The sequence below is a fragment of the Bacillus sp. EKM206B genome, assembly GCF_011066015.1.
Classification (GTDB): domain Bacteria; phylum Bacillota; class Bacilli; order Bacillales; family Bacillaceae; genus Bacillus; species Bacillus velezensis.
The window spans coordinates 1-19,978 of sequence record NZ_JAAMNL010000018.1 but is presented as its reverse complement, the minus strand read 5'-3'; the positions used below and the strand labels follow the sequence as shown (position 1 = coordinate 19,978).

21 protein-coding genes, 2 tRNA genes and 1 riboswitch are annotated in these 19,978 nt (G+C 46.3%); of the genes, 13 read left to right on the top strand and 10 right to left on the bottom strand.

Translation table 11 applies throughout. From position 1 onward, the window contains the following. Positions 1-35 precede the first annotated feature (35 nt). The gene (locus G9F50_RS19640; RefSeq protein ID WP_032866755.1) at positions 36-818 is read left to right on the top strand and encodes a class I SAM-dependent methyltransferase; all 783 of its coding nucleotides are present in this window, start codon (positions 36-38) and stop codon (positions 816-818) included. Between the two features lie 48 nt (positions 819-866). Here the strand turns inward: G9F50_RS19640 and G9F50_RS19635 are convergent, their stop codons facing one another. Continuing rightward, on the bottom strand, positions 867-1,925 hold the full coding sequence (locus tag G9F50_RS19635; RefSeq protein WP_060562002.1) for a tartrate dehydrogenase: 1,059 nt from the start codon (positions 1,923-1,925) through the stop codon (positions 867-869). A 182-nt stretch (positions 1,926-2,107) separates the two neighbouring features. Between G9F50_RS19635 and G9F50_RS19630 the strand changes: the two genes are divergently transcribed. Together G9F50_RS19630 and G9F50_RS19625 are read left to right on the top strand one after the other, a co-directional pair. Further along, entirely contained in the window at positions 2,108-2,794 is a 687-nt protein-coding gene (locus G9F50_RS19630; protein WP_040238476.1) for a GntR family transcriptional regulator, read from the top strand. Between the two features lie 140 nt (positions 2,795-2,934). Then, positions 2,935-4,128 carry a macrolide family glycosyltransferase gene (locus G9F50_RS19625; RefSeq protein ID WP_060562003.1) on the top strand — a complete coding sequence of 398 codons (1,194 nt, stop codon included), beginning with the start codon at positions 2,935-2,937 and terminating at the stop codon, positions 4,126-4,128. Between the two features lie 57 nt (positions 4,129-4,185). On the opposite strand, the gene G9F50_RS19620 is transcribed toward G9F50_RS19625, so the two are convergent. Continuing rightward, positions 4,186-4,440, bottom strand: coding sequence for a hypothetical protein (locus tag G9F50_RS19620; protein ID WP_060562004.1), 255 nt, complete (start codon positions 4,438-4,440; stop codon positions 4,186-4,188). 231 nt (positions 4,441-4,671) lie between these two features. On the opposite strand from G9F50_RS19620, the gene G9F50_RS19615 reads away from it, so the two are divergent. Both G9F50_RS19615 and G9F50_RS19610 read left to right on the top strand, forming a co-directional pair. Then, a complete protein-coding gene (locus G9F50_RS19615) occupies positions 4,672-4,941 on the top strand; it encodes a hypothetical protein (protein WP_007409303.1) in 270 nt (89 codons plus the stop codon). 136 nt (positions 4,942-5,077) lie between these two features. Next, positions 5,078-6,436: a serine hydrolase gene (locus tag G9F50_RS19610; RefSeq protein ID WP_060562005.1), complete on the top strand. Its 1,359-nt coding sequence runs from the start codon at positions 5,078-5,080 to the stop codon at positions 6,434-6,436. 52 nt (positions 6,437-6,488) lie between these two features. On the opposite strand, the gene G9F50_RS19605 is transcribed toward G9F50_RS19610, so the two are convergent. Then, the gene (locus G9F50_RS19605) at positions 6,489-6,662 is read right to left on the bottom strand and encodes a hypothetical protein (RefSeq protein WP_165406606.1); all 174 of its coding nucleotides are present in this window, start codon (positions 6,660-6,662) and stop codon (positions 6,489-6,491) included. A 196-nt stretch (positions 6,663-6,858) separates the two neighbouring features. Between G9F50_RS19605 and G9F50_RS19600 the strand changes: the two genes are divergently transcribed. Beyond that, the gene (locus G9F50_RS19600; protein ID WP_007409300.1) at positions 6,859-7,425 is read left to right on the top strand and encodes a YdhK family protein; all 567 of its coding nucleotides are present in this window, start codon (positions 6,859-6,861) and stop codon (positions 7,423-7,425) included. 51 nt (positions 7,426-7,476) lie between these two features. On the opposite strand, the gene G9F50_RS19595 is transcribed toward G9F50_RS19600, so the two are convergent. Continuing rightward, positions 7,477-8,637: an MFS transporter gene (locus tag G9F50_RS19595; RefSeq protein WP_007409299.1), complete on the bottom strand. Its 1,161-nt coding sequence runs from the start codon at positions 8,635-8,637 to the stop codon at positions 7,477-7,479. 54 nt (positions 8,638-8,691) lie between these two features. Beyond that, a riboswitch (purine riboswitch) is annotated at positions 8,692-8,791 on the bottom strand. Positions 8,792-8,968: 177 nt separating this feature from the next. Here G9F50_RS19595 and G9F50_RS19590 point away from each other — a divergent pair. The 3 genes from G9F50_RS19590 (at position 8,969) to G9F50_RS19580 (ending at position 11,697) form a co-directional block, all read left to right on the top strand. Then, positions 8,969-9,685, top strand: a complete 717-nt coding sequence (locus tag G9F50_RS19590; protein WP_007409298.1) for a GntR family transcriptional regulator — start codon at positions 8,969-8,971, stop codon at positions 9,683-9,685. Positions 9,686-9,806: 121 nt separating this feature from the next. Beyond that, on the top strand, positions 9,807-10,493 hold the full coding sequence (locus G9F50_RS19585; protein WP_031378597.1) for a FadR/GntR family transcriptional regulator: 687 nt from the start codon (positions 9,807-9,809) through the stop codon (positions 10,491-10,493). Continuing rightward, complete coding sequence (locus G9F50_RS19580; RefSeq protein WP_012116961.1) at positions 10,483-11,697, top strand: CynX/NimT family MFS transporter; 1,215 nt, start codon at positions 10,483-10,485, stop codon at positions 11,695-11,697. The genes G9F50_RS19585 and G9F50_RS19580 overlap by 11 nt, the downstream gene beginning before the upstream one ends. A 60-nt stretch (positions 11,698-11,757) precedes the next feature. On the opposite strand, the gene G9F50_RS19575 is transcribed toward G9F50_RS19580, so the two are convergent. The 6 genes from G9F50_RS19575 to G9F50_RS19550 all read right to left on the bottom strand — a co-directional run bounded on the left by G9F50_RS19575 (position 11,758) and on the right by G9F50_RS19550 (position 16,400). Beyond that, the gene (locus G9F50_RS19575) at positions 11,758-12,072 is read right to left on the bottom strand and encodes a DMT family transporter (protein ID WP_007409295.1); all 315 of its coding nucleotides are present in this window, start codon (positions 12,070-12,072) and stop codon (positions 11,758-11,760) included. Then, the gene (locus tag G9F50_RS19570) at positions 12,072-12,401 is read right to left on the bottom strand and encodes a DMT family transporter (RefSeq protein ID WP_003156023.1); all 330 of its coding nucleotides are present in this window, start codon (positions 12,399-12,401) and stop codon (positions 12,072-12,074) included. The genes G9F50_RS19575 and G9F50_RS19570 overlap by 1 nt, the downstream gene beginning before the upstream one ends. 72 nt (positions 12,402-12,473) lie before the next feature. Then, a complete protein-coding gene (locus G9F50_RS19565; protein WP_007409294.1) occupies positions 12,474-13,055 on the bottom strand; it encodes a TetR/AcrR family transcriptional regulator in 582 nt (193 codons plus the stop codon). Positions 13,056-13,171: 116 nt separating this feature from the next. Then, positions 13,172-14,734 carry an APC family permease gene (locus G9F50_RS19560; protein ID WP_060562006.1) on the bottom strand — a complete coding sequence of 521 codons (1,563 nt, stop codon included), beginning with the start codon at positions 14,732-14,734 and terminating at the stop codon, positions 13,172-13,174. Positions 14,735-14,966: 232 nt separating this feature from the next. Further along, positions 14,967-15,821: a manganese catalase family protein gene (locus G9F50_RS19555; protein ID WP_032873144.1), complete on the bottom strand. Its 855-nt coding sequence runs from the start codon at positions 15,819-15,821 to the stop codon at positions 14,967-14,969. A gap of 111 nt (positions 15,822-15,932) precedes the next feature. Continuing rightward, on the bottom strand, positions 15,933-16,400 hold the full coding sequence (locus G9F50_RS19550) for an SRPBCC family protein (protein WP_020955414.1): 468 nt from the start codon (positions 16,398-16,400) through the stop codon (positions 15,933-15,935). Positions 16,401-16,527: 127 nt separating this feature from the next. Between G9F50_RS19550 and G9F50_RS19545 the strand changes: the two genes are divergently transcribed. From G9F50_RS19545 to G9F50_RS19530, 4 genes are all read left to right on the top strand, one after another. Next, positions 16,528-17,529 carry an NADPH:quinone oxidoreductase family protein gene (locus G9F50_RS19545; RefSeq protein WP_007409291.1) on the top strand — a complete coding sequence of 334 codons (1,002 nt, stop codon included), beginning with the start codon at positions 16,528-16,530 and terminating at the stop codon, positions 17,527-17,529. A 428-nt stretch (positions 17,530-17,957) separates the two neighbouring features. Beyond that, the gene (locus G9F50_RS19540) at positions 17,958-19,376 is read left to right on the top strand and encodes a sugar porter family MFS transporter (protein WP_060562007.1); all 1,419 of its coding nucleotides are present in this window, start codon (positions 17,958-17,960) and stop codon (positions 19,374-19,376) included. A gap of 301 nt (positions 19,377-19,677) precedes the next feature. After that, positions 19,678-19,754 (top strand) — tRNA-Arg (locus G9F50_RS19535). A gap of 8 nt (positions 19,755-19,762) precedes the next feature. After that, positions 19,763-19,836 (top strand) — tRNA-Gly (locus tag G9F50_RS19530). The last annotated feature ends 142 nt before the right edge of the window (positions 19,837-19,978 follow it).

The following is a 19,978-nucleotide window of genomic DNA, read 5'->3' as shown; positions in this document are numbered from 1 at the left end:
GGCAGCAAGCAGAAAGAAAAGGGGGCCCGAGTATAATGGAGGATTCAATTAAACAGCAGGCGCAGCGGCAATTTGCCAAAAACGCCGCGAAATATGTGACTAGTCCAGGACACGCCGCAGGAGAGGATTTGGCTTATCTCGTTTCAGCTTCCGGTGCCGAAAAGCATATGGACGTGCTGGATATCGCGACGGGAGGCGGACATACGGCTAACGCTCTCGCTCCTCTCGTACGCTCTGTTATCGCATATGACCTCACGGAAGAAATGTTAGCAGCCGCTGAAGCATTTATATCCGGAAACGGATGGACGAACGTGTCATTCAAAAAAGGCGATGCTGAAAAGATGCCGTTTTCCGATGCTGCTTTCGATATCGTCACATGCAGAATCGCGGCGCATCATTTTCCCGATGTCAGAGCCTTTGTTCATGAAGCGTTTCGGGTTGTCAAACCGGGCGGCAGACTGCTTCTCATTGACAATACCGCACCTGAAAAGGATGAATATGACCATTTTTATAATGACATTGAAAAGAAACGGGATCAGAGCCACTTTCGGGCGTGGAAAAAAACAGAATGGCTCCGTTTTCTGGAGACAGCCGGCTTCCGGATTGAATCCGCTGTCTGCTTTTTGAAACCATTTCAATTTACCGTCTGGTGTGAACGGGCAGGCCTGACAGAAGAGAAAGCCGCATTACTGGAAAAACAGATGCTGGATGCTCCTCGTGATATACAGCGGTTTTTTTCTGTAGAAAAGGATCAATCAGGCCGTATTGCGGGCTTCACAGGTGAATCGGCCTGTTTCTGCGCGATCCGTCCCGTCTGAGACGAAAAAAACCGCTGTTCAGTTTTCCTGCCCGCGGTTTTTTTCGTATTATCTGTTCTTGATTTGAGAAATAATAGCGGAAGTGACGTCTTCCGTTGAATGTTTTCCGCCGACATCAGGAGTCAGAATGCCGCTGTTTGTGACCGTTTCAATAGATTGTAAGAGGAGATGGCCCAGTTCCTCTTCTCCGAATGAATCGAGCATTAATTTCGCCGTCCATATTTGGCCTATAGGATTGGCAATTCCTTTCCCGACAATATCTGGGGCGGAGCCGTGAACAGGCTCAAACATGGAAGGATATTTGCCGTTTACATTGATGTTGGCTGCGGGAGCGATTCCGATGCTTCCCATAATCGCCGCGCCGATATCTGTCAGCACATCTCCGAACAGATTCGAAGCGACAATGACATCAAAGCGTTCCGGCTGCGTGACAAAGAAGGCCGCCAGTGCATCGATGTGCTGGGAATCCGTCTCAATCCCGGCGTACTCCCGGATGACCTCTTTAAAGATGTCATCCCAGAACGGCATCGAGTGAACAATACCGTTTGATTTCGTCGCGCTTGTGACGTGTTTCCGCCGACTTGCCGCCAGTTCGAAAGCATACCGCATCACTCTTTCCGTACCCCGGCGGGAAAAGACCGCGTTTTGTATGGCGATTTCGTCCTCACCCTGATAGATTCTGCCGCCGACAGAGCTGTACTCGCCCTCACTGTTTTCGCGGACGACTATCAGATCAAAATCCTTCGGGTTAACGAGGGGGGAAGTGATACCCGGCAGGAGCTTCGCCGGCCGCACATTAATCACCTGTTCAAATTCCCGGCGTATCTTGATGAGCAGCCCCCACAGCGAAACATGATCTGGGACGAGTTTTTGATTCCCCACCGCTCCCAAAAACAAAGCATCAAAGTGCTGTAACCTTTCTAATCCATCATCCGGCATCATCGTCCCGTGCTCCAAATAATACTCGCAGCTCCACGGAAAAGAAGTGAAATCAAAGGCAATGCCTCCATGTAATTCGGCGATCGCGTTCAACACCCGCTCCGCTTGAGGGACTGTTTCTTTCCCCACACCGTCCCCCGGTATGCTGGCAATCTTGTATGTTTTCATGTTTCCGTCACCTCTGAATGAATTGTTTTCGGTTTACGGCAGACTGTCGACCGTCGTTCATCATAATTCCATATTACGCCACATCCGATATGCTGACAAGCCCGGGAATGTTGCTTCCATAGATAAACTGTTATATGATCTTGGTAACAATAAGGCCTAAATTGTATGAAGAGGTAGGAAAGATGGATAATTTTAAATTAGATAAGCCAATCCCGTATTATCTGCAATTTTATTCCCAATTGAAAAAAATGATATTTGACGGGATTTTTAAACCGGGTGAACGGCTGAATGAGACTCAGCTGGCCAAGGATTTCGGAGTCAGCCGGTCGCCGGTCAGAGAAGCCATGCGGCTCCTTGAAAAGGACGGGCTTCTGACGGCAGACGATCGAAACGGCTTTGTCATTTATTCGTTGTCCGTTAAGGATGTTGAAGAGATTTATAAAATCAGAATGTCACTTGAATCACTGGCGGTCGAACTCGTTATTGATGAAGCGGCTGAGAGTGAAATTGACCTCATTGAAAAACAGCTGCGGGAAACGGAAGAAGCCATCAATAAAGGCGTCAAAGAGACTGAGATTATTTCCTTGAACGAGACGTTTCATCAGCTCCTTGTGGATTTCAGCCATAACAGCCGGCTGGCCATGCTGCTTGAGCATGTCAATGTGCTGATTCATTTTTGCAGAGTTCTTAATTTCAAAGGAGATGACCGTGCGGAAGTTATTCTGCATGAGCACCGGAAAGTCTTTGAAGAAATAAAAAAGGGCGACAAAACAAAAGCCGTGCAATATATGACGGAGCATCTCAAGCATGATGAAGAACATCTGAAAGGCGTGCTGAGAGCGGAAGAAACAGACGAATCATCACGATAGACAAGGTGAAAAGCCTTGTCTTTTTTTGCCGATGTCATCGAACCGTCATAAAGACCTGACGGATGTTCCTTGCATGATTTTTTCCGCGTCATTTATGATGGATATGGAAGAGACGCAAAAAAGGCAAAGGAGATTGAAAAATGGCGAAACATATTCTGATGATCAATTTTCCCGCAGAAGGACACGTAAACCCGACATTGGGTATGACAAAGGCCTTCAGCGAACGGGGCGATCACGTTCATTATATCTCAACGGAAAAATACAAAAGCAGACTGGAAGGAGTAGGGGCGAAAGTTCATCTTCACAGCGATCTGCTCAGAATGACACCTATTGATCCCGGCAGTCCGTCCGGCATACTTGCATTTTTAAAGGTTCATATCAAAACGTCACTGGAGATTTTACATATTGTGCAGCGGCTGGCAGAGGACATTCAATTCGACGCCGTCTATTATGATAAATTCGGTGCGGGAGAGCTGGTGCGGGATTATCTCAACATTCCCGGCATCTCTTCTTCAGCATCCTTCCTGTTCAATGAAGACCGTCTGAAAATACTGCCGCTCCACCCGGAATCGGGCGTGCCGTTTCAGCCGGACAGGGAATGTGAAGAGCTGTTGGCCGAGATGAAAGACAAATACGGTGTCGCCCCTGACAGCATGGTTCAATTTATGAACAACACAGGTGAATTGAACGTCGTCTATACAAGCAGATATTTTCAGCCTGAAAGTGAGACATTCGGAGATGAGTATTTATTTATCGGTCCGAGTTTTCCGAAGAGAAAAGGGCGCGTCGACTTCCCGATTGACTCACTAAAGAATGAAAAAGTCATTTATATCTCAATGGGAACGGTGCTCGGGGACACGGAAGCGTTTTTCAATCTGTGCATAGACGCGTTCTCAGATTTTGAAGGAAAAGTGGTCATTGCCGCCGGGGAAAAAGTCGATCTGTCGAAAATCAAACAGGCGCCGGAAAACTTTATCATCGCCCCGTACGTGCCGCAGCTTGAAGTGCTGGAGCAGGCCGACGTGTTTGTCACGCATGGCGGAATGAACAGTGTAAATGAAGGCATTCATTATCAAGTGCCGCTGGTCGTCATCCCGCACGATAAAGACCAGCCGATGGTTGCGCGCCGCCTGACTGAATTGGATGCAGGCTATACCGTGCAAAAAGATGAAGTAAGCGCTGAAAAGGTAAAGCTTGCCGCGGAAGAAGTGCTGCATAACGGAAAATACAAACAAGGCATTCAAGCCATTAATGAAAGCTTTAAAGAATGTACGGACATGAAGGATGTTCTGGCCCGGATCGACCGGTTTATTGAACAAAAACATGCTCAATAATACATGGAAAAAGCCTGTTTCCTCTGTCAAAGGGAAACAGGCTTTTTATAATGGCTTTTAGATGATGTGATGTTCTGCATTTGCAAGTTTCACAAGAGTCAGAAGAGATTCTGCCTCACGTGCGTCGAGTGTTTTTGCCAGACGGTCTTTTTCAAAGATCTGCTGGCCGAAGACATTCACTGACGCCTGGTCAACCGCCGTGTGCCAGTTCTTTTGTGAATGATTCTCAGAAAAAGAGAAAACGAACAAGGTGAAGACCGCTATAAGCATCGCCATGACCCAAAATTTTTGCCGATTTCCTGCTGCTGACATAGGCCGCCTCCTAAACATTTTACTGGTATTAGATCATATATGAGCTGTTTTTAACAGAGTAAAGAAGTCATTATTTCATGTAGTCCAAATGAAACGGAGCACAGCCGAAAGCCCGCCGGTCAGGCCGATGAGCCAATTCATATTTTGTTCATATTTTATTAAAAGTTTATCCAAGCCTGTCCTTTACAGTAGATATAACCACAAAATGCTGCTGAAAGGAGCCTTTAAAAAATGCATATTCATATGATCAACAAAAACCAGTTTGAGAGTGACTTGGAGGCGGCCGGCTTCAGCCGTCAGGCAGATGATATTATCGGCAAAATGAAAGAGTACGTAACGGAATACGCGGCTTCATCCGAACGGTTCCTGATTGAAATTCAAACCGTCATGAACGAATACAAAGCCGTCGTCTGCGCGATGTTTTCGACTATGGAAATTGCCGGTGCAAATAAAGACGAGAAGCATGTTGAATTCGAAGCCTGCACAGTATTGTGTGAATAAAAGACATTCATCAAACCTCCGCGGCTGCCTGAACGGCAGTATACTGACTGGTGTTCCGGAAAGGGAAAATATTGAAACTTCTAAAGCGGCCGTTCGTATAAAAGGGTAAATCAGCTTGTATATGGAGGTTCGTGAAATGAACGAAAAGAAAAAACAAGCGTTTGAACAGCTTTTCAGCACTTTAGACGAAAGACATGAAATAAACGGCGCTGTATTGGCAGCGGAAAACGGCCGCATCTTATACCAGGCTTCATTCGGCGCTGCAGAACTGAAAACAAAGAGGATGCTGAATGACCAATCGGTCTTTGAATTGGCCTCAGTATCTAAGCCGTTTACAGCTTTGGGCGTTATCATTTTAGAGCAGCAAGGGAAGCTGCGTTATGACGATATGATAGCGCGGTGGCTTCCTGATTTTCCTTATCCGGGCATTACCATTCGGCATTTACTCCATCATACGTCAGGATTGCCGGACTATATGGAGTTGTTCTTAACACATTGGGACCGGGACAGAATTGCCGTTAATCAAGATGTGATCAATATGCTCAAACAGCATAAGCCGGAAGCTTATTTCCCGCCGGGCAAGGAGTGGCTTTACAGTAATACGGGGTATGCGGTGTTAGCGGTTATTATAGAAATTGTATCAGGCATGAGTTTTGCTGAATTTATGAAACAAGCCGTATTTCATCCGCTTCGTATGCACGATACGCGGATTTATAACAGAAGGCTGAGTAAAGAAAACATTCCGAACTATGCATATGGCTATGTGTATGATGTTCATTCCGGAGAATATGTGCTGCCGGATGAACTTGAGGAAACTGATTATGTCGTCTTTCTTGACGGAATTCAAGGTGACGGAACCGTTAACTCCGCTATTAGAGATTTATATCTGTTTGATCAGGCTCTTTATACGGAAGAAATCATCGGCAAAGAGTCTAAAGATCAAGCGTTTACACCGGGCTATTGGAATGAAGAAGAGCAATTCGGATACGGATTTGGCTGGATGATTCAAAACAGCCCCCAAAAAGGGAAGGTTATCAGTCACGACGGAGGCTGGCCGGGCTATTCAACTCTGATGATCCGATATATTGACCAGAATAAAACATTGATTTATCTCAGCAATATGGAACAATCGTATCAATTTGAACAAGCTGTAATTGCCGCGGCTGTAAACATCTTATTTGATCAGCCATACGTGATTCCGAAACGTCCGGCAGATCAGAAAAAAGCAGATATCGATCCTGCGATTTACAGCAGATTTACCGGCAATTACTCATTTCAGGATGACACACATGCATCGGTGGCGGTAAAAGAAAACCGATTGTATCTTACAATAGACGGGCAGACTCCATTCGAATTATTCCCAATGACGGAAACCCGTTATTTTGTCAGGGCGCTGCCGCTTGAAATTGAATTTGCCGGTGATAAAGCACAAACAGCCCGGCATTTCGTTTTATATCAGGACGGCACAGAAGAAACGGCTGTGCGGATAGACTGAGTGACATGCAAAACAAAACCGCCGTCCTGAGAAGACGGCGGTAATACAAAAGTCAAACCCCTTTGATGACGCGAAATTTTCTTTTCGGCTCTGTCATAAATATAGAAGAAAAAATCATAGCTCCGAGCATTGTGATGTATTCCATATAAAGCGAAACCTCTGCCAAAACCAACCCCGCAATCATTAAAACAGCGCCCAATACCACCGCAAAAACCTTCGTTTTCATGATGAGTTCCCCCTATTATCTGATAATTGAATTATACTGCATCTCCATTAATGTGTACATTTTGTGAACAATTTCACCTGATGAAAGGCAATAAAGAGAGAGTTGAAGAATTAGGAGAAATGACAGGCCATCTTTTTGTTTTACTGAAGAAACGAAAGGGAAAGTGAAAAATCAAAAAGGCAAAGGAGTTCTTGAAATGAAAGCGAGACTATTTTTATTCAGCATGTTTCTCCTGATCCCCGTTCTGGCGCTTGCCGGATGCAACAGCCAATCTTCAGGAGGAAGCGAAAAAGCGAAAGACAAAGAAACGCACTCTCACGAAGACATGAATCACTCGGGTTCATCCGAGGTGCCGAAAGGTTTAAAGAAGGCAGAAAATCCGACTTATAAGGTCGGCAGTGACGTCATGATTTTAGCTTCTCATATGAAAGGCATGAAAAATGCGCAAGGAACCGTAAAAGGTGCTTATGATACAACGGTTTACAGTGTATCTTACACTCCGGAAACGGGAGGAAAGCGCGTCGAAGATCATAAATGGGTCATTCAGGAAGAGCTTAAGGGCGCCGGGGATAAAACGTTAAAACCGGGTGACAAGGCCGTGATCGAGGCATCCCATATGAAAGGCATGAAGGGCGCCGAAGCCGTTATTGATTCAGCCAAAAAGACAACCGTTTATATGGTCGACTATACACCGACTGACGGCGGCCAAAAAGTAACCAATCATAAATGGGTGACAGAAGACGAGCTTGCTGCCGCAAAATAAAAAGACCGCAAAAGCCGAAGGAACTCCTTTGGCTTTTTTGCGGTCTTACATTTATGCGGATTTTCTTTTCAAAGCGGGTCTCGTTAAAGAGAATACAGCTAACGCGACAGCGATAATGACAATCAAACCGCCGCACCAGGCTGTTGCTGTGACAGAACCGGTTTGTCCGATCACGCCGCCGCCGATGGCTGACCCGAGCGCGATGCCGATCTGCAAAGCGGACGTGTTGAAGCTTTGCTGAATATCGGAAGACTCAGGCGCAATTTTGATTAAATAGCTTTGCTGCGCCGGCGCAAGGCTCCAGCTGAGCAATCCCCAGATCACCATCGCAGGCAGGAAAATGATTAAAGAAACCGTTGTCAGCGGAAGAATAAACAGAATCAGAGCGAAAGAAACGGTCACAAGCATGATGCTTTTAAATGCCCCTAAACGGTCATACAGCCAGCCTCCGAACGGGCCGCCGCATACCGCTGACAGACCGAACAAAAAGTAGCATACACTGACCCAAACGGAACTCAAATGAAGCGTTCTTTCCAGAAAAGGCGCAAAGTAGGCATAGAGTGTGTAATGCCCCGCCAATGTAAACAAGGTGACAAGATGTGCGCTGGCAATTTTGGCGGTCCCGATCGTCTTGATCTGCTCACGAAACGGAATCATTTTTTCAGCAGGTATTTTTTCAAAAAAGACGCTGATAATCAGCATGGAAACGAGAGATAATACGCCGATTCCCAAGAACAGAACGCGCCATCCGAAGGCATTGCTGATGATAATGCCGACAGGCACGCCTAAAGCGATTGCGGAGCTGAACCCCATGAAAATGATGCCGATCGCCCGCGCTCTGTATTCAGGCGCCACGATTTTAGGAGCAATCGTTAAAGAAAGGACGACAATCAGCCCTGTGCTCATGGAAGCGAGAACCCGTGACACCATAAGTACGGCGAAATTGGGACTGAAATAAGCCACCAGATTACTTAGGAAGAAAATAAACAGTGCGATTAAATAAAGCCGCTTTCGTTCAGCCTTTGCCGTCACTGCCAAAAGCAGCGGGCCGGATACCGCGTAACCGAGCGCAAACACGCTGATCAGCTGCCCCGCGCTGACGATGGATATATCTAAGTCGGAAGCGATTTGCGGAAGAATACCGCCCACAATTAATTCAACCAATCCGACTGCGATAGTAGATGCTGCAAGCAGAAATACTTTGAAATTCATGTACAGATACTCCTTTTTTTATTTTTTAGAAAATAAAAAATCCTGATTACAAAAAGTGTACGGGACAATTTTTGTAATCAGGATTTTACGGTTCCTGGTAGACACCCTCAAACCATATCATTGAGGTTATACAATGTATGCAATATTCGGTTGTGTCCGTTTCTGCAAAAAATTCTACCATAATAGTGAGGGAGATTCCATAGAAAATTCGAGGAAATCCTTTCAATTTCAATATCGGCGGCTGTAACGTCATTGATGAAGCAGGGAAAAAAATTTATGATAACCGTAAGGAGTCTATACAGATCAAACATTATACAGCCGGAGGAAACCGATGAATAAGTACGAAAAAATCGCCAACGAAATGAGAAAGAGGATTAAAAGCAGTGTATATGACATAGATCAGCCGATCCCGGATGAAAAGACGCTCGCTGCGGAGTTCGGGTGCAGCCGGATGACAATGAAGCGGGCGCTTGATACACTTGCGGCTGAAGGAATGCTTTTCAGAAAAAGAGGGCACGGCACGTTTATCATTCAATCAGCCATGCAGGATGAGCACGTTCACGTAGTCAGCAACGAAATTCTCGGCCTGAGCAATTTGTTAAAAGGAAAAAATATCAAGAGCAAGGTCATCCGGTTTGAAGTGCAGTTTCCGTCTCAAGATGTCGCCGCACATTTGGCCATTGATGAAAAGACTCCCGTCTATTATGTAGTGAGGCTCAGAATTGTTGAAGGCGAACCGTACGTTCTTGAAAAAACGTACATGCCGGCGAGCCTTATACCCGGCATTAATGACGAGGTGCTCAACCATTCCATCTACGATCATATTACGCGGGAACTCCAGCTCAAAATCGCAGGCTCACACAGAAAAATCAGAGCGTGCAAGTCGGATGATATGGATCAGCAATATCTCGGCTGCCGGCCGGATGATCCGATACTTGAAGTCGAGCATGTAGGCTTTTTGGACAACGGCACTCCCTTTGAATATTCATTTTCCCGCCACCGTCATGACAAGTTTGTCGTGACCTCAGTCAATATAAAACGTTCATAAAAGCGCCGAAGAGTGAGAGAAAAACTCACTCTTTTTTTGTTGCCGCTGATTTACACCTTCGCTTCTTTTATGTTATATTACCCAATGATAGAATCATCCTACAAATTTCAGAGGTGTTTTGATGGAGATATCCAAAACAAGCAGACTGTCGCTCGTAGAACAAGTGGTGACGCAAATTGAATCGTTAATTCAATCGGATAAATGGCCGGTCGGGACGCGCATTCCCCCTGAGCTGGATTTAATGAAGCAATTTGATGTGAGCCGAAACACATTGCGTGAGGCCATTCGGGCGCTCGTACATGCCGGCCTGCTTCAGACAAGGCAGGGGAGCGGTACGTATGTCAGCTCATCCAGTGTTCTCGGCGCGGCATTTTACCGCCATATTAAAAAATCAAATTTGCTTGAAACATTAGAAGTCAGATACGCACTCGAAAGAGAAGCTGCGCGATTGGCGGCGGAAAGGCGTAATGACGAAGACCTGAAAGCACTGAAGGTGTGCTTGGATGAATGTGAAGCGGCCTTGCAAAATGAAGATCGAAAACGGTATGCCGAGGCTGACATTAAACTGCACAAAACCATTGTACAGGCGGCCCATAACAACATGCTTTCTGATCTATACGAGCATATGACGGAGGCGCTTTGTGCGTCAGTCCATAACCTGTTGGAAATCACCCCTGCTATACGGATCCACACCCAGCTTGCCGCCGCGATTATCGGACAGAAACCGGATCAGGCCATGGAGGCCGTCAACCAATACATCACAGTATTTAAAGATACAATACACATGGAGGATGAACATGAAAATTAAAGACGAACATCAAATTCTGCAAGCAAGTCAGCGTAAAAAACTGATATTGCTGGTCATCGGAGTCATATTGATAGGAGCCAACCTCAGAGCGCCTCTGACATCGGTCGGGCCGCTCGTTTCCTCAATTCGGGACAGCCTCGGCATGACCAATGCGGCTGCCGGCACCATTACGACAGTGCCGCTTTTGGCCTTTGCATGTCTGTCGCCGTTTGTTCCTTTATTGTCCCGGCGCTTCGGGACCGAGATTGTGTTACTGTCATCATTAATTGTCCTGACAGCCGGAACTCTGCTGCGCTCCATCGCCGGAATCGGCACTCTCTTTTTCGGAACGATCCTGTTGGGATTGTCGATCGCCGTATGCAATGTCCTGCTGCCGAGTCTCATTAAACATAAGTTTCCCGGAAATTTAGGCATCATGACCGGCGTCTACTCGGTTTCTATGAATCTGTGCGGCGCGATTGCATCCGGCATCAGCGTGCCGATCGCCTCTTCAGCGGGGTTAGGCTGGAAAGGCGCGCTCGGCTGCTGGGCTATCCTTTCTTTCATTGCGTTTGTCATGTGGATTCCGCAAATGCGAGGACGCGAACTGCCCGTCCGCACGACTGGGACAAACGGAGAGAAGAAAAGCAGTTTGCTGCGGTCTCCGCTTGCTTGGAAGGTGACGATGTTCATGGGGCTGCAATCCCTTATTTTTTACACCGTCATCGCTTGGCTGCCGGAAATTCTTCAGCAGAATGGACTCAGCTCAAGTAAGGCGGGATGGATGCTTTCATTAATGCAATTCTCAGTCCTGCCGATTACTTTTATCGTGCCGATCGCTGCCGCTAAAATGAAAAATCAGCGCGCACTCGCCGGACTGACAGCTTTATTTTTCCTTATCGGCATTGCCGGCGTTCTTTTCGGAAGCCCGGCTCTCACTCCGCTATGGGTCATTTTAATCGGAATTGCGGGAGGCTGTGCGTTCAGCTTGGCGATGATGTTCTTCAGCCTGCGGACCCGGCATGTCCATGAAGCCGCGGCGCTTTCCGGCATGGCCCAGTCATTCGGATACCTGCTTGCCGCGTTCGGGCCGCTCGTATTCGGTTTGCTGCATGACATTACGCACGGCTGGACGGTTCCGTTATTCATGCTGATCGCAGTCTCCGTTCTGATTTTCATTTTTGGAGTTGGAGCGGGAAAAGCGGAACAGATCAAAACAGCATAAAAAAAACAAAGGGCCCGCTTAGGGTCCTTTGTTTTTTATTTAAAAAGCTGTCTCAGGCCGTTACGTTGTCAGTTTTAAGCCGATGACACCGATGAGGATAAGCCCCAGAGACACCAATTGTGACAGGTTGAATTTTTCTTTAAACCAAAGTATGCCCACGGCCGAAACGCCGATGCTTCCCATGCCGGTCCAAGCCGCATACGCGACACCTGTGGGAAGAACCTGCATCGCTCCGGAAAGGCAAAAGAATGAAAGCATAAAGCCTGTTACCATGACAATCAGCGGCCACTTTTTTTTAAAACCGTCAATATGTTTCATGGCAACGGCCGCTACAACTTCCTCCGCTCCGGCAATAAATAACAGCAGCCATGCCATTAATGTTCACCCCTTGTTTCAGTTTCTTTCGTAAAAACCTTCATTCCTAAAATGCCGGACAACAGCAAAGCCAAAAAGAATATTTGCCCGATTGAAAACGATTCGCCTAAAATGACGCCCGTTACATATGTGCCGACGGTGCCTATTCCGACAAAAACGGTATATGCGGCAGCCATTGGAATTTTTTTATAAGAGCGGATCAGCATCAGAAAGCTGACGGCAATCAGAAGGAAAATACCAATCCAATCAAAGAGCGAATCCGCATGCTTCAGGGCGGACGCCCAAACTACTTCTAACAGTCCGGCTATCAATACAAGCAGCCAATACATGATACAGTCACCTCAGTTATGAATGAATGTCAGTCATTTTTACGGCGGTCAAAAATGATCGGTCTCCGCCAATCATTTCTGCAAGCTTCTTTTGAGAAAGCTGAATATTTCTTTTTTATATACTTCGAGATCGACATCCTGTTCACAGCCGATATAAAACCGTTCAGCCGCGTTCTCGACAACGTTGATAATCGTTCTGGCCGTCCATCTGACATGAATGCCGCTGTGGACCTCACCCTGTTCAATGGCCGTATTGATCACGCCTTCCAGCCAGGAATAATAAGGCTGATAAATGGCTTCCCATTTCTCCATTGAATGATCGATGGCAAGACCGGAATAACAGAGAACGATAATATCTTTATGAAGCCGGGTGATGTGAAATGTCTCATCTACCAAAATGTCCAGCAACGTCCAAAAATCTTCAGAACCGTCCGTTTTCCCTTTTATTCTGTCCAGCGTAGTGTCGAGCAGGTTTTCTGCAATCGCGGATATCAGTGCGTTTTTAGAAGAAAAATATAAGTAAAACGTACCTTGGGCCGTTCCGGCTTTTTTGACGATTTCTGAAATGGATGCTTTGTCTAATCCTTTTTCAGAAATGACTTCAATCGCGGCTTGCAGGATCTTTTCGTATTTTCCCGAGCTTTGTTTTGCCAATAGAGGGGTTCCTCCTTTTATGAATGACTGTCATTCATTTTATCGCATGTTCTCTTTTTTGTCATCCCTTAAAATAAAAATACCGGAAAGAAGACCATACTTCTTTCCGGTATTCGTCATTTATCACTGTCGATTATAGCCTTCGGCAGTCCCGTATATTTTGCCCAGTAATAAATACCGAGCGAACCGATGGCGATCAGAATCAGGTCAAGCGGATTGCTGATAATGCCCAATCCGTGGCCGAACGAGCCGAGATAGGAGAAAATCAGCATCATGACATAAAAGCCGACGATCCACCATGCTGATTTCAGCTGCTGCCGTATGCTGACATCATCTTTGGGAGCATATTTACTGAAACAGAGATAGATCAGAAACATGACAATTTGAGAACCGAGAAGCCAGGATACGGTGCGCCATCCGGACCAATATACAATATAAGAGGTAAAAATAAACGACAGCGGCCCGATGATGCTCATCCCTTTTAAATAAAACGGTCTGTTAATATTCTTCGCGTTGACTCTCAGCGCCGCGGAAGAAATCGGCGCAATCGCATAAGACAGAATCAATGCGACGGAGCATACGTTGACAAGAGCGTTCCAAGAAGGGAACGGAAGCGTCCAAAAAACAGCCAGACCGAACGAAAGCCAAAGGGAGGCACGCGGAGTCCCGGTTTCTTTATTGACTTTAGAAAAAATGCTGAATAATGTTCCGTTTCTGGCCCAGGCATAGACGAGACGTGAAGTCGTATTCATAAAGATATTTCCGTTACCGCCCGGTGATAAAATCGCATCTAAAATGACCAATGTCGCCAGCCACCCCAAACCGAGCAAAACGGCGATATCTTTGAACGGAAGGGAGAATTCAGTCCCGATAGCCGGCCATCCGTGCTTCAGGGTATCCGCCGGGATCGCCCCGATAAAAGTGAGCTGCAGCACGGTGTAAATAATAGTAGAAACGATAATACAGACAATCAATGCGATCGGAATGTTCCGCTTCGGATTCTGCACTTCACTCGCGACAGCCACAATCGGATGCAGCCCAAGGTATGCAAACATGACGCCGCCTGTGGAAATCGCGGCCTGAATTCCGGTGAAACCAAAAGGCGCGAATCCGTGAACGGTCATATTGCCCGGGTGAAAATGAAACATCAGTACCACAATTACCGTAATCGGTACGACATATTTAAAAATCGAAATAATGAAGTTTGCTTTCGCAAAGGTTTTGACACTCCAGTAATTGAGGAGGAAGAACAGGCAGAGCAGCGCAAATTGCAATATCCACCCGGCAATTGTCGGCGAATCAGAGCCTTTTACGGTCAAACCGGGAAACCAATACGCCACGTATTGGCGGACTGCCGTGACTTCTATAGAAATAAGGCTCGTGTATGCCACAATGGTGACAAAGGAAATTAAATATCCGACGAGGTGTCCGTGTGAATATACGGGATACCGGATAATTCCCCCGGTCCGCGGCAGCGCGGCGCCCAGTTCCGCATAAACCAAGCCGATCAATAAGATGATTCCCCCGCCGATCAGCCAGGAAAAAACGCCTGATGGACCCGCTTTAGAGGCGACGTTACTGACGGCAAACAGCCATGCCGAACCGAATATGGCTCCCATGCCGATTAAAATAAGATCAAAAAGTGACATAGTTTTCTGGAAGTTTCCTTGCTTAGACATTCGCTGCCTCCTTAGAAAAGACATTGTTCTCTTTACATAATTCCCATTATCATTCAAACATACCCAGCCGGCCGGCTGGAAAATTAGGACAACTTTCGAAACGAAGTATGTACAGCAATGTGCTCACATTAACGGCCGTATGGTAAGATCTCCCGGCTTATATTCCCCGTTTTAAACACATTCAAACCTCATATTCAGAAAAACAAAAAACGCCCGAGACAGGCGTTTTTTGTTACAAGTTCATATCTTTCAGTCCGGGGCTGTGCTCATTCGGAAGCTCAGGAAGTTCCGGCACGGGGAAACCTTTAGGAGGCTCGGACACACTTAATTCGCCGCCGTTTCGGCTCGGCGTCGTTCCCTGCAGAATTTCTCCGATCCGTGTCGGATCCAGTCTGAAATTAAATTGGGTATTATGATAACCCATCTCAACGAATTTCCGGCATTCCGGGTATTTTTCAATATCATAATTCGGCACGGGAAATAATTTGCCCCATTCGACACCCAGTGTTTCCAACGCTTTTGTAAATGCATTTTGATGGGCGTTGTCACGGACGATCAGAAAACCGAGTGTTTCTCTGAACGTCTGATTTGAACTCATTTCATAAATGCGCGTCTTTTGCAGCACGCCGGTTGATTCCAGCACGACATTGTCCAATAAATCGGAAATCAGATTCCCGTGGTTGTATACCCAAGACCCGTTCCATGGATTGCCGCCGGCGTCTACAGGAAGAGAACTTTGCGCCCCGATAATAAAATGGTGCGGATTGGCGTGTTTAACTGCTTCGTCAAGCGGCGCCTGATCTGCCGCCTGATTTCCGGGGCCCTCAGCGCCGCTTTCATCTAGCAGCGCATTGATCGTACTTTGGACGAGTTCAACGTGTGCGATTTCTTCTAAAAATACACCGCGAAGCAGATCACGGAACTGTTTTTCTTTTCCTCTGAAATTAGAGCTTTGGAAAAAGTATTGCATCATCGTCCGCATTTCTCCGTAGTGCCCGCCTAAAATTTCCTGAAGCACCTTGGCCGCGGCCGGGTCCGGCTTGTCCGGTTTAATGATATTGATCAGCTCTTCTTTGTAATAATACATAAACAGCGCCCCCTGAAAGAAGTTTTCGGTTCTTCTGTTAGTGTCTTTGCAAAGTCAGTTTTTATGTATCGGCATCAAAAAAAGGACGGGAAGCGTGTCCGTCCTTTTGTGTTAAGCCTCAACCGCTCCGCGAAGTTTCGTGTTGACAAGCCCGTTCCATCCTTGATCCATCGTACTGTGAATCTCGGAGCTTTTCCGATTGACTTTATTGATGACGGCTTCCGGCTCTTTCCATCCGCCGTGAATGAGAGTGAATTCCGTATCTCCGCTTTCCGTTTCCTTTAAGACAAAAGAAACGATCCAGCCTTCCGTATCCCACGAAAAAGAAAGGCGGTACGGCGCTTCGATATCCAGCAGCTTGCACGGAGACGGACCGAACGGAGATTCCAGCTGAAACTCACTGTCTTCTTGAGGTGTGAAATCATTCGGCATAAACCAGAGAGACAGGCCGTCCGCAGTGGAGACCGTATCCCAGACAACTTGTATCGGCGCCTTGAAAACGGCGGTATGAATAATGTCCGGTAATGGCTGATTGCTGCTGTTGTTGTTTTTGTTATCTTTGTTTTGTTTATCAGACATGATGCGTAACCACTCTTTCGCTGTTTTTACTTTTGATCATACTACACGGGGCAGGACATTTGAAATCAAATCAAACTTATTCTATGCTTTTCCAAAGCCATTCAATTCATTTTAAGGAGACGTAGTGATGACAGATCAATTTAAAGCGTTAGTAGTCGATCAACGTGAAGACCGGTTTTCAGTCAGCGTACGGGAGCTGGCGGTTCAGGACCTTCCCGAGGGTGAAGTGCTGATTAAGGTTTGCTACTCAGGGGTGAATTATAAAGACAGCTTGGCTGCCATTCCTGACGGCAAGATTGTAACGTCGTATCCTTTCGTGCCGGGAATTGATTTAGCGGGAATCGTCGTTTCCTCAGATGACGCCCGTTTCAAAGAGGGGGACAAAGTCATTGCGACAAGCTACGGCATAGGTGTTTCCCGCTTTGGCGGTTATAGCGGGATGGCCCGCATTCCGGCTGATTGGATCGTGCCGCTGCCTGAAGGTCTGACACTTAAAGAAGCCATGACGATCGGAACCGCCGGCTTCACTGCCGCATTGTCCGTCCAGCGTCTTGAAGAAAACCATGCCGCTCCTGAAAAAGGGAAGGTGCTGGTGACAGGAGCGACAGGCGGCGTCGGAAGCTTTGCCGTCTCCATTCTTTCAACCTTAGGTTACGAGGTCGAGGCCAGTACGGGAAAAGAAGACGAAAGCGGCTATTTGAAGAGCCTCGGAGCAAAGACGGTCATTCACCGTGACGAAGTGTATAACGGCACGTTAAAACCAATGCAAAAACAAAAATGGGCAGCGGCCGTCGATCCGGTCGGAGGTGAGCCGCTTGCTTCAGTTCTCAGCCAGATTCAGTACGGCGGATCAGTTGCTGTGAGCGGATTGACAGCGGGAACGAAACTCCCGGCTACGGTCTTCCCGTTTATATTGCGCGGCGTCAGTCTCTTGGGAATCGATTCCGTATTCTGTCCGATGGAGACAAGAAAGAAAACATGGCAGCGTTTAGCTGATGACTTCAAGCCTGCAGATCTGGAGGCCTTTATTCAAAAGGAAATTACACTTGAAGAGCTGCCGGATACGCTTCCTGCTCTTTTAAAAGGAGAAGCGAGAGGAAGAACAATCGTTACAATAAACGAAGAATAAATCAAAAACCCCCAACTGCTGATTGGGGGTTTTCAATATATAATCAATTATTTATTGAAAAGAGATTAAATATTGGGTATATCGTGAAAATGAGTTGATTAAAAACATAAATTGATTACATATAGGTGATATAAAGGTAAGTTATAAAATTATCTGAAATATTTATTGACTGAAAGCGCTTTTAAAATTATGATAATAACATAAGTGCCAATAATATCATTATAACTTCACTACAAAGTAACTATAAAATAACAATTTGACGAGAGGGGAGAGCGGATAATCACTATAAATGATAACGCTTTCAGGTTATTTTCTTCTTATATAACTGTTTTGGACGGTCAGAACTTGTATGCAGACGTTATGGGTGTAAATATTGATAACTGAATATTCCGATATTATCTCTGTGTAAAAACTAGGAGGATTTGAAGATGAATAAAAATAGCAGCCAGCATTCATTTTTGAGAACCATCATTTTAGTATCGACGTTCGGGGGTCTACTTTTCGGCTATGATACAGGTGTAATTAATGGGGCGCTGCCATTTATGGCGGAAGCTGACCAGCTTAATCTTACCGCTTTGACTGAAGGGATGGTGGCGAGCTCCCTGCTCTTGGGGGCTGCGATCGGAGCAGTTTTCGGAGGGAGATTGTCGGACTATAACGGCAGACGTAAAAATATCCTTATCCTTGCCGTTTTGTTCTTTGCAGCGACGCTTGGATGTACACTGGCGCCTAACGTATCTGTTATGATCATCTCCCGTTTTCTGCTGGGGCTTGCCGTCGGGGGAGCATCCGTAACCGTTCCGGCGTATTTGGCTGAAATGTCGCCGGCGGAAAGCCGAGGGAGAATGGTTACCCAAAATGAATTGATGATTGTAACGGGCCAGCTGCTTGCCTTTACGTGTAATGCTATCATCGGCAATGTGCTTGGTGATACCTCTCACGCCTGGCGTTATATGCTCGTTATCGCGGCCCTTCCGGCGGTATTCTTGTTTTTCGGTATGCTGAAAGTTCCTGAAAGTCCGCGCTGGCTGGTTTCTAAAGGAAGAAAAGAAGATGCTCTGCACGTTCTCCGGCGAATAAGGAGTGAAGAGAAAGCAAAGTCTGAGCTCGCTGAAATTGAATCTGCCTTTCATAAGGAAGCTGAGATGGAGCAGGCCGCCTTTAAGGATCTTGCCGTTCCGTGGGTGCGCCGCATTGTGTTTATCGGGATCGGAATTGCGGTAGTGCAGCAGCTCACCGGCGTGAATTCAATTATGTATTATGGAACTCAAATTTTAAAAGATGCCGGTTTCGAGACAAAAGCCGCATTAATCGGCAATATCGCTAACGGTGTAATTTCGGTGCTCGCGACTTTTGTAGGAATATGGCTTCTCGGCAAAGTCGGCCGCCGCCCGATGCTGATGACGGGGCTGATCGGAACGACTGCGGTGCTGCTTTTGATCGGAGTTCTATCTGTCGTGCTGAAAGGATCGCCTGCTCTTCCTTATGTGGTTCTTTCATTAACAGTCACTTTCCTTGCGTTTCAGCAGGGGGCTGTCTCTCCGGTGACCTGGCTGATGCTGTCGGAGATATTCCCGCTTCGATTGCGGGGACTTGGTATGGGGGTCACTGTCTTCTGCCTCTGGATCGTGAACTTCCTTGTGGGTTTCACTTTTCCGGTCCTGCTCGCAAACATCGGATTGTCTGCAACCTTCTTCATTTTTGTCCTGTTAGGGATAGCGTCCGTTATATTTGTGAAAAGGTTCCTTCCGGAAACGAAAGGTCTGTCGCTCGAACAGCTTGAACAAAACTTCCGTGCTTATGAAAAAACAGGTCGTAATAGCGCAGAAGCTGAGGTGAGCGGGTAATCTGAATAGACGCGGGGTTCCTAGGAATCCTGCTTTTTTATTTATTATATAGAAGGGAATAATAAGTGAGAAAAAAGTTTCGTAAAAGTGTTGACCTAATTTAAAGTGCATGGTATATTATTAAATGTCGCTGATGAACAAAGCGAAAACGACAAATGAGAAAATGATCTTTTAAAAAAAGACTTTACAAATTCTCAAAAGCATGTATAATAAATGAGGTCGACAAAAAGACTTCGAAAAGAAATAAAAAACACTTGACATCATAACTGATTGGTAGTATGATAGTTAAGTCGCCTGATAAGCGCCCGTAGCTCAATTGGATAGAGCGTTTGACTACGGATCAAAAGGTTAGGGGTTCGACTCCTCTCGGGCGCGCCAATTCAAACGCGGGTGTAGTTTAGTGGTAAAACCTCAGCCTTCCAAGCTGATGTCGTGAGTTCGATTCTCATCACCCGCTCCATTATAATGATCTTTGAAAACTAAACAAGACAAAACGTACCTGTTAATTCAAAGTTTTAAATAAATCGCACAGCGATGTGCGTAGTCAGTCAAACTACTTTATCGGAGAGTTTGATCCTGGCTCAGGACGAACGCTGGCGGCG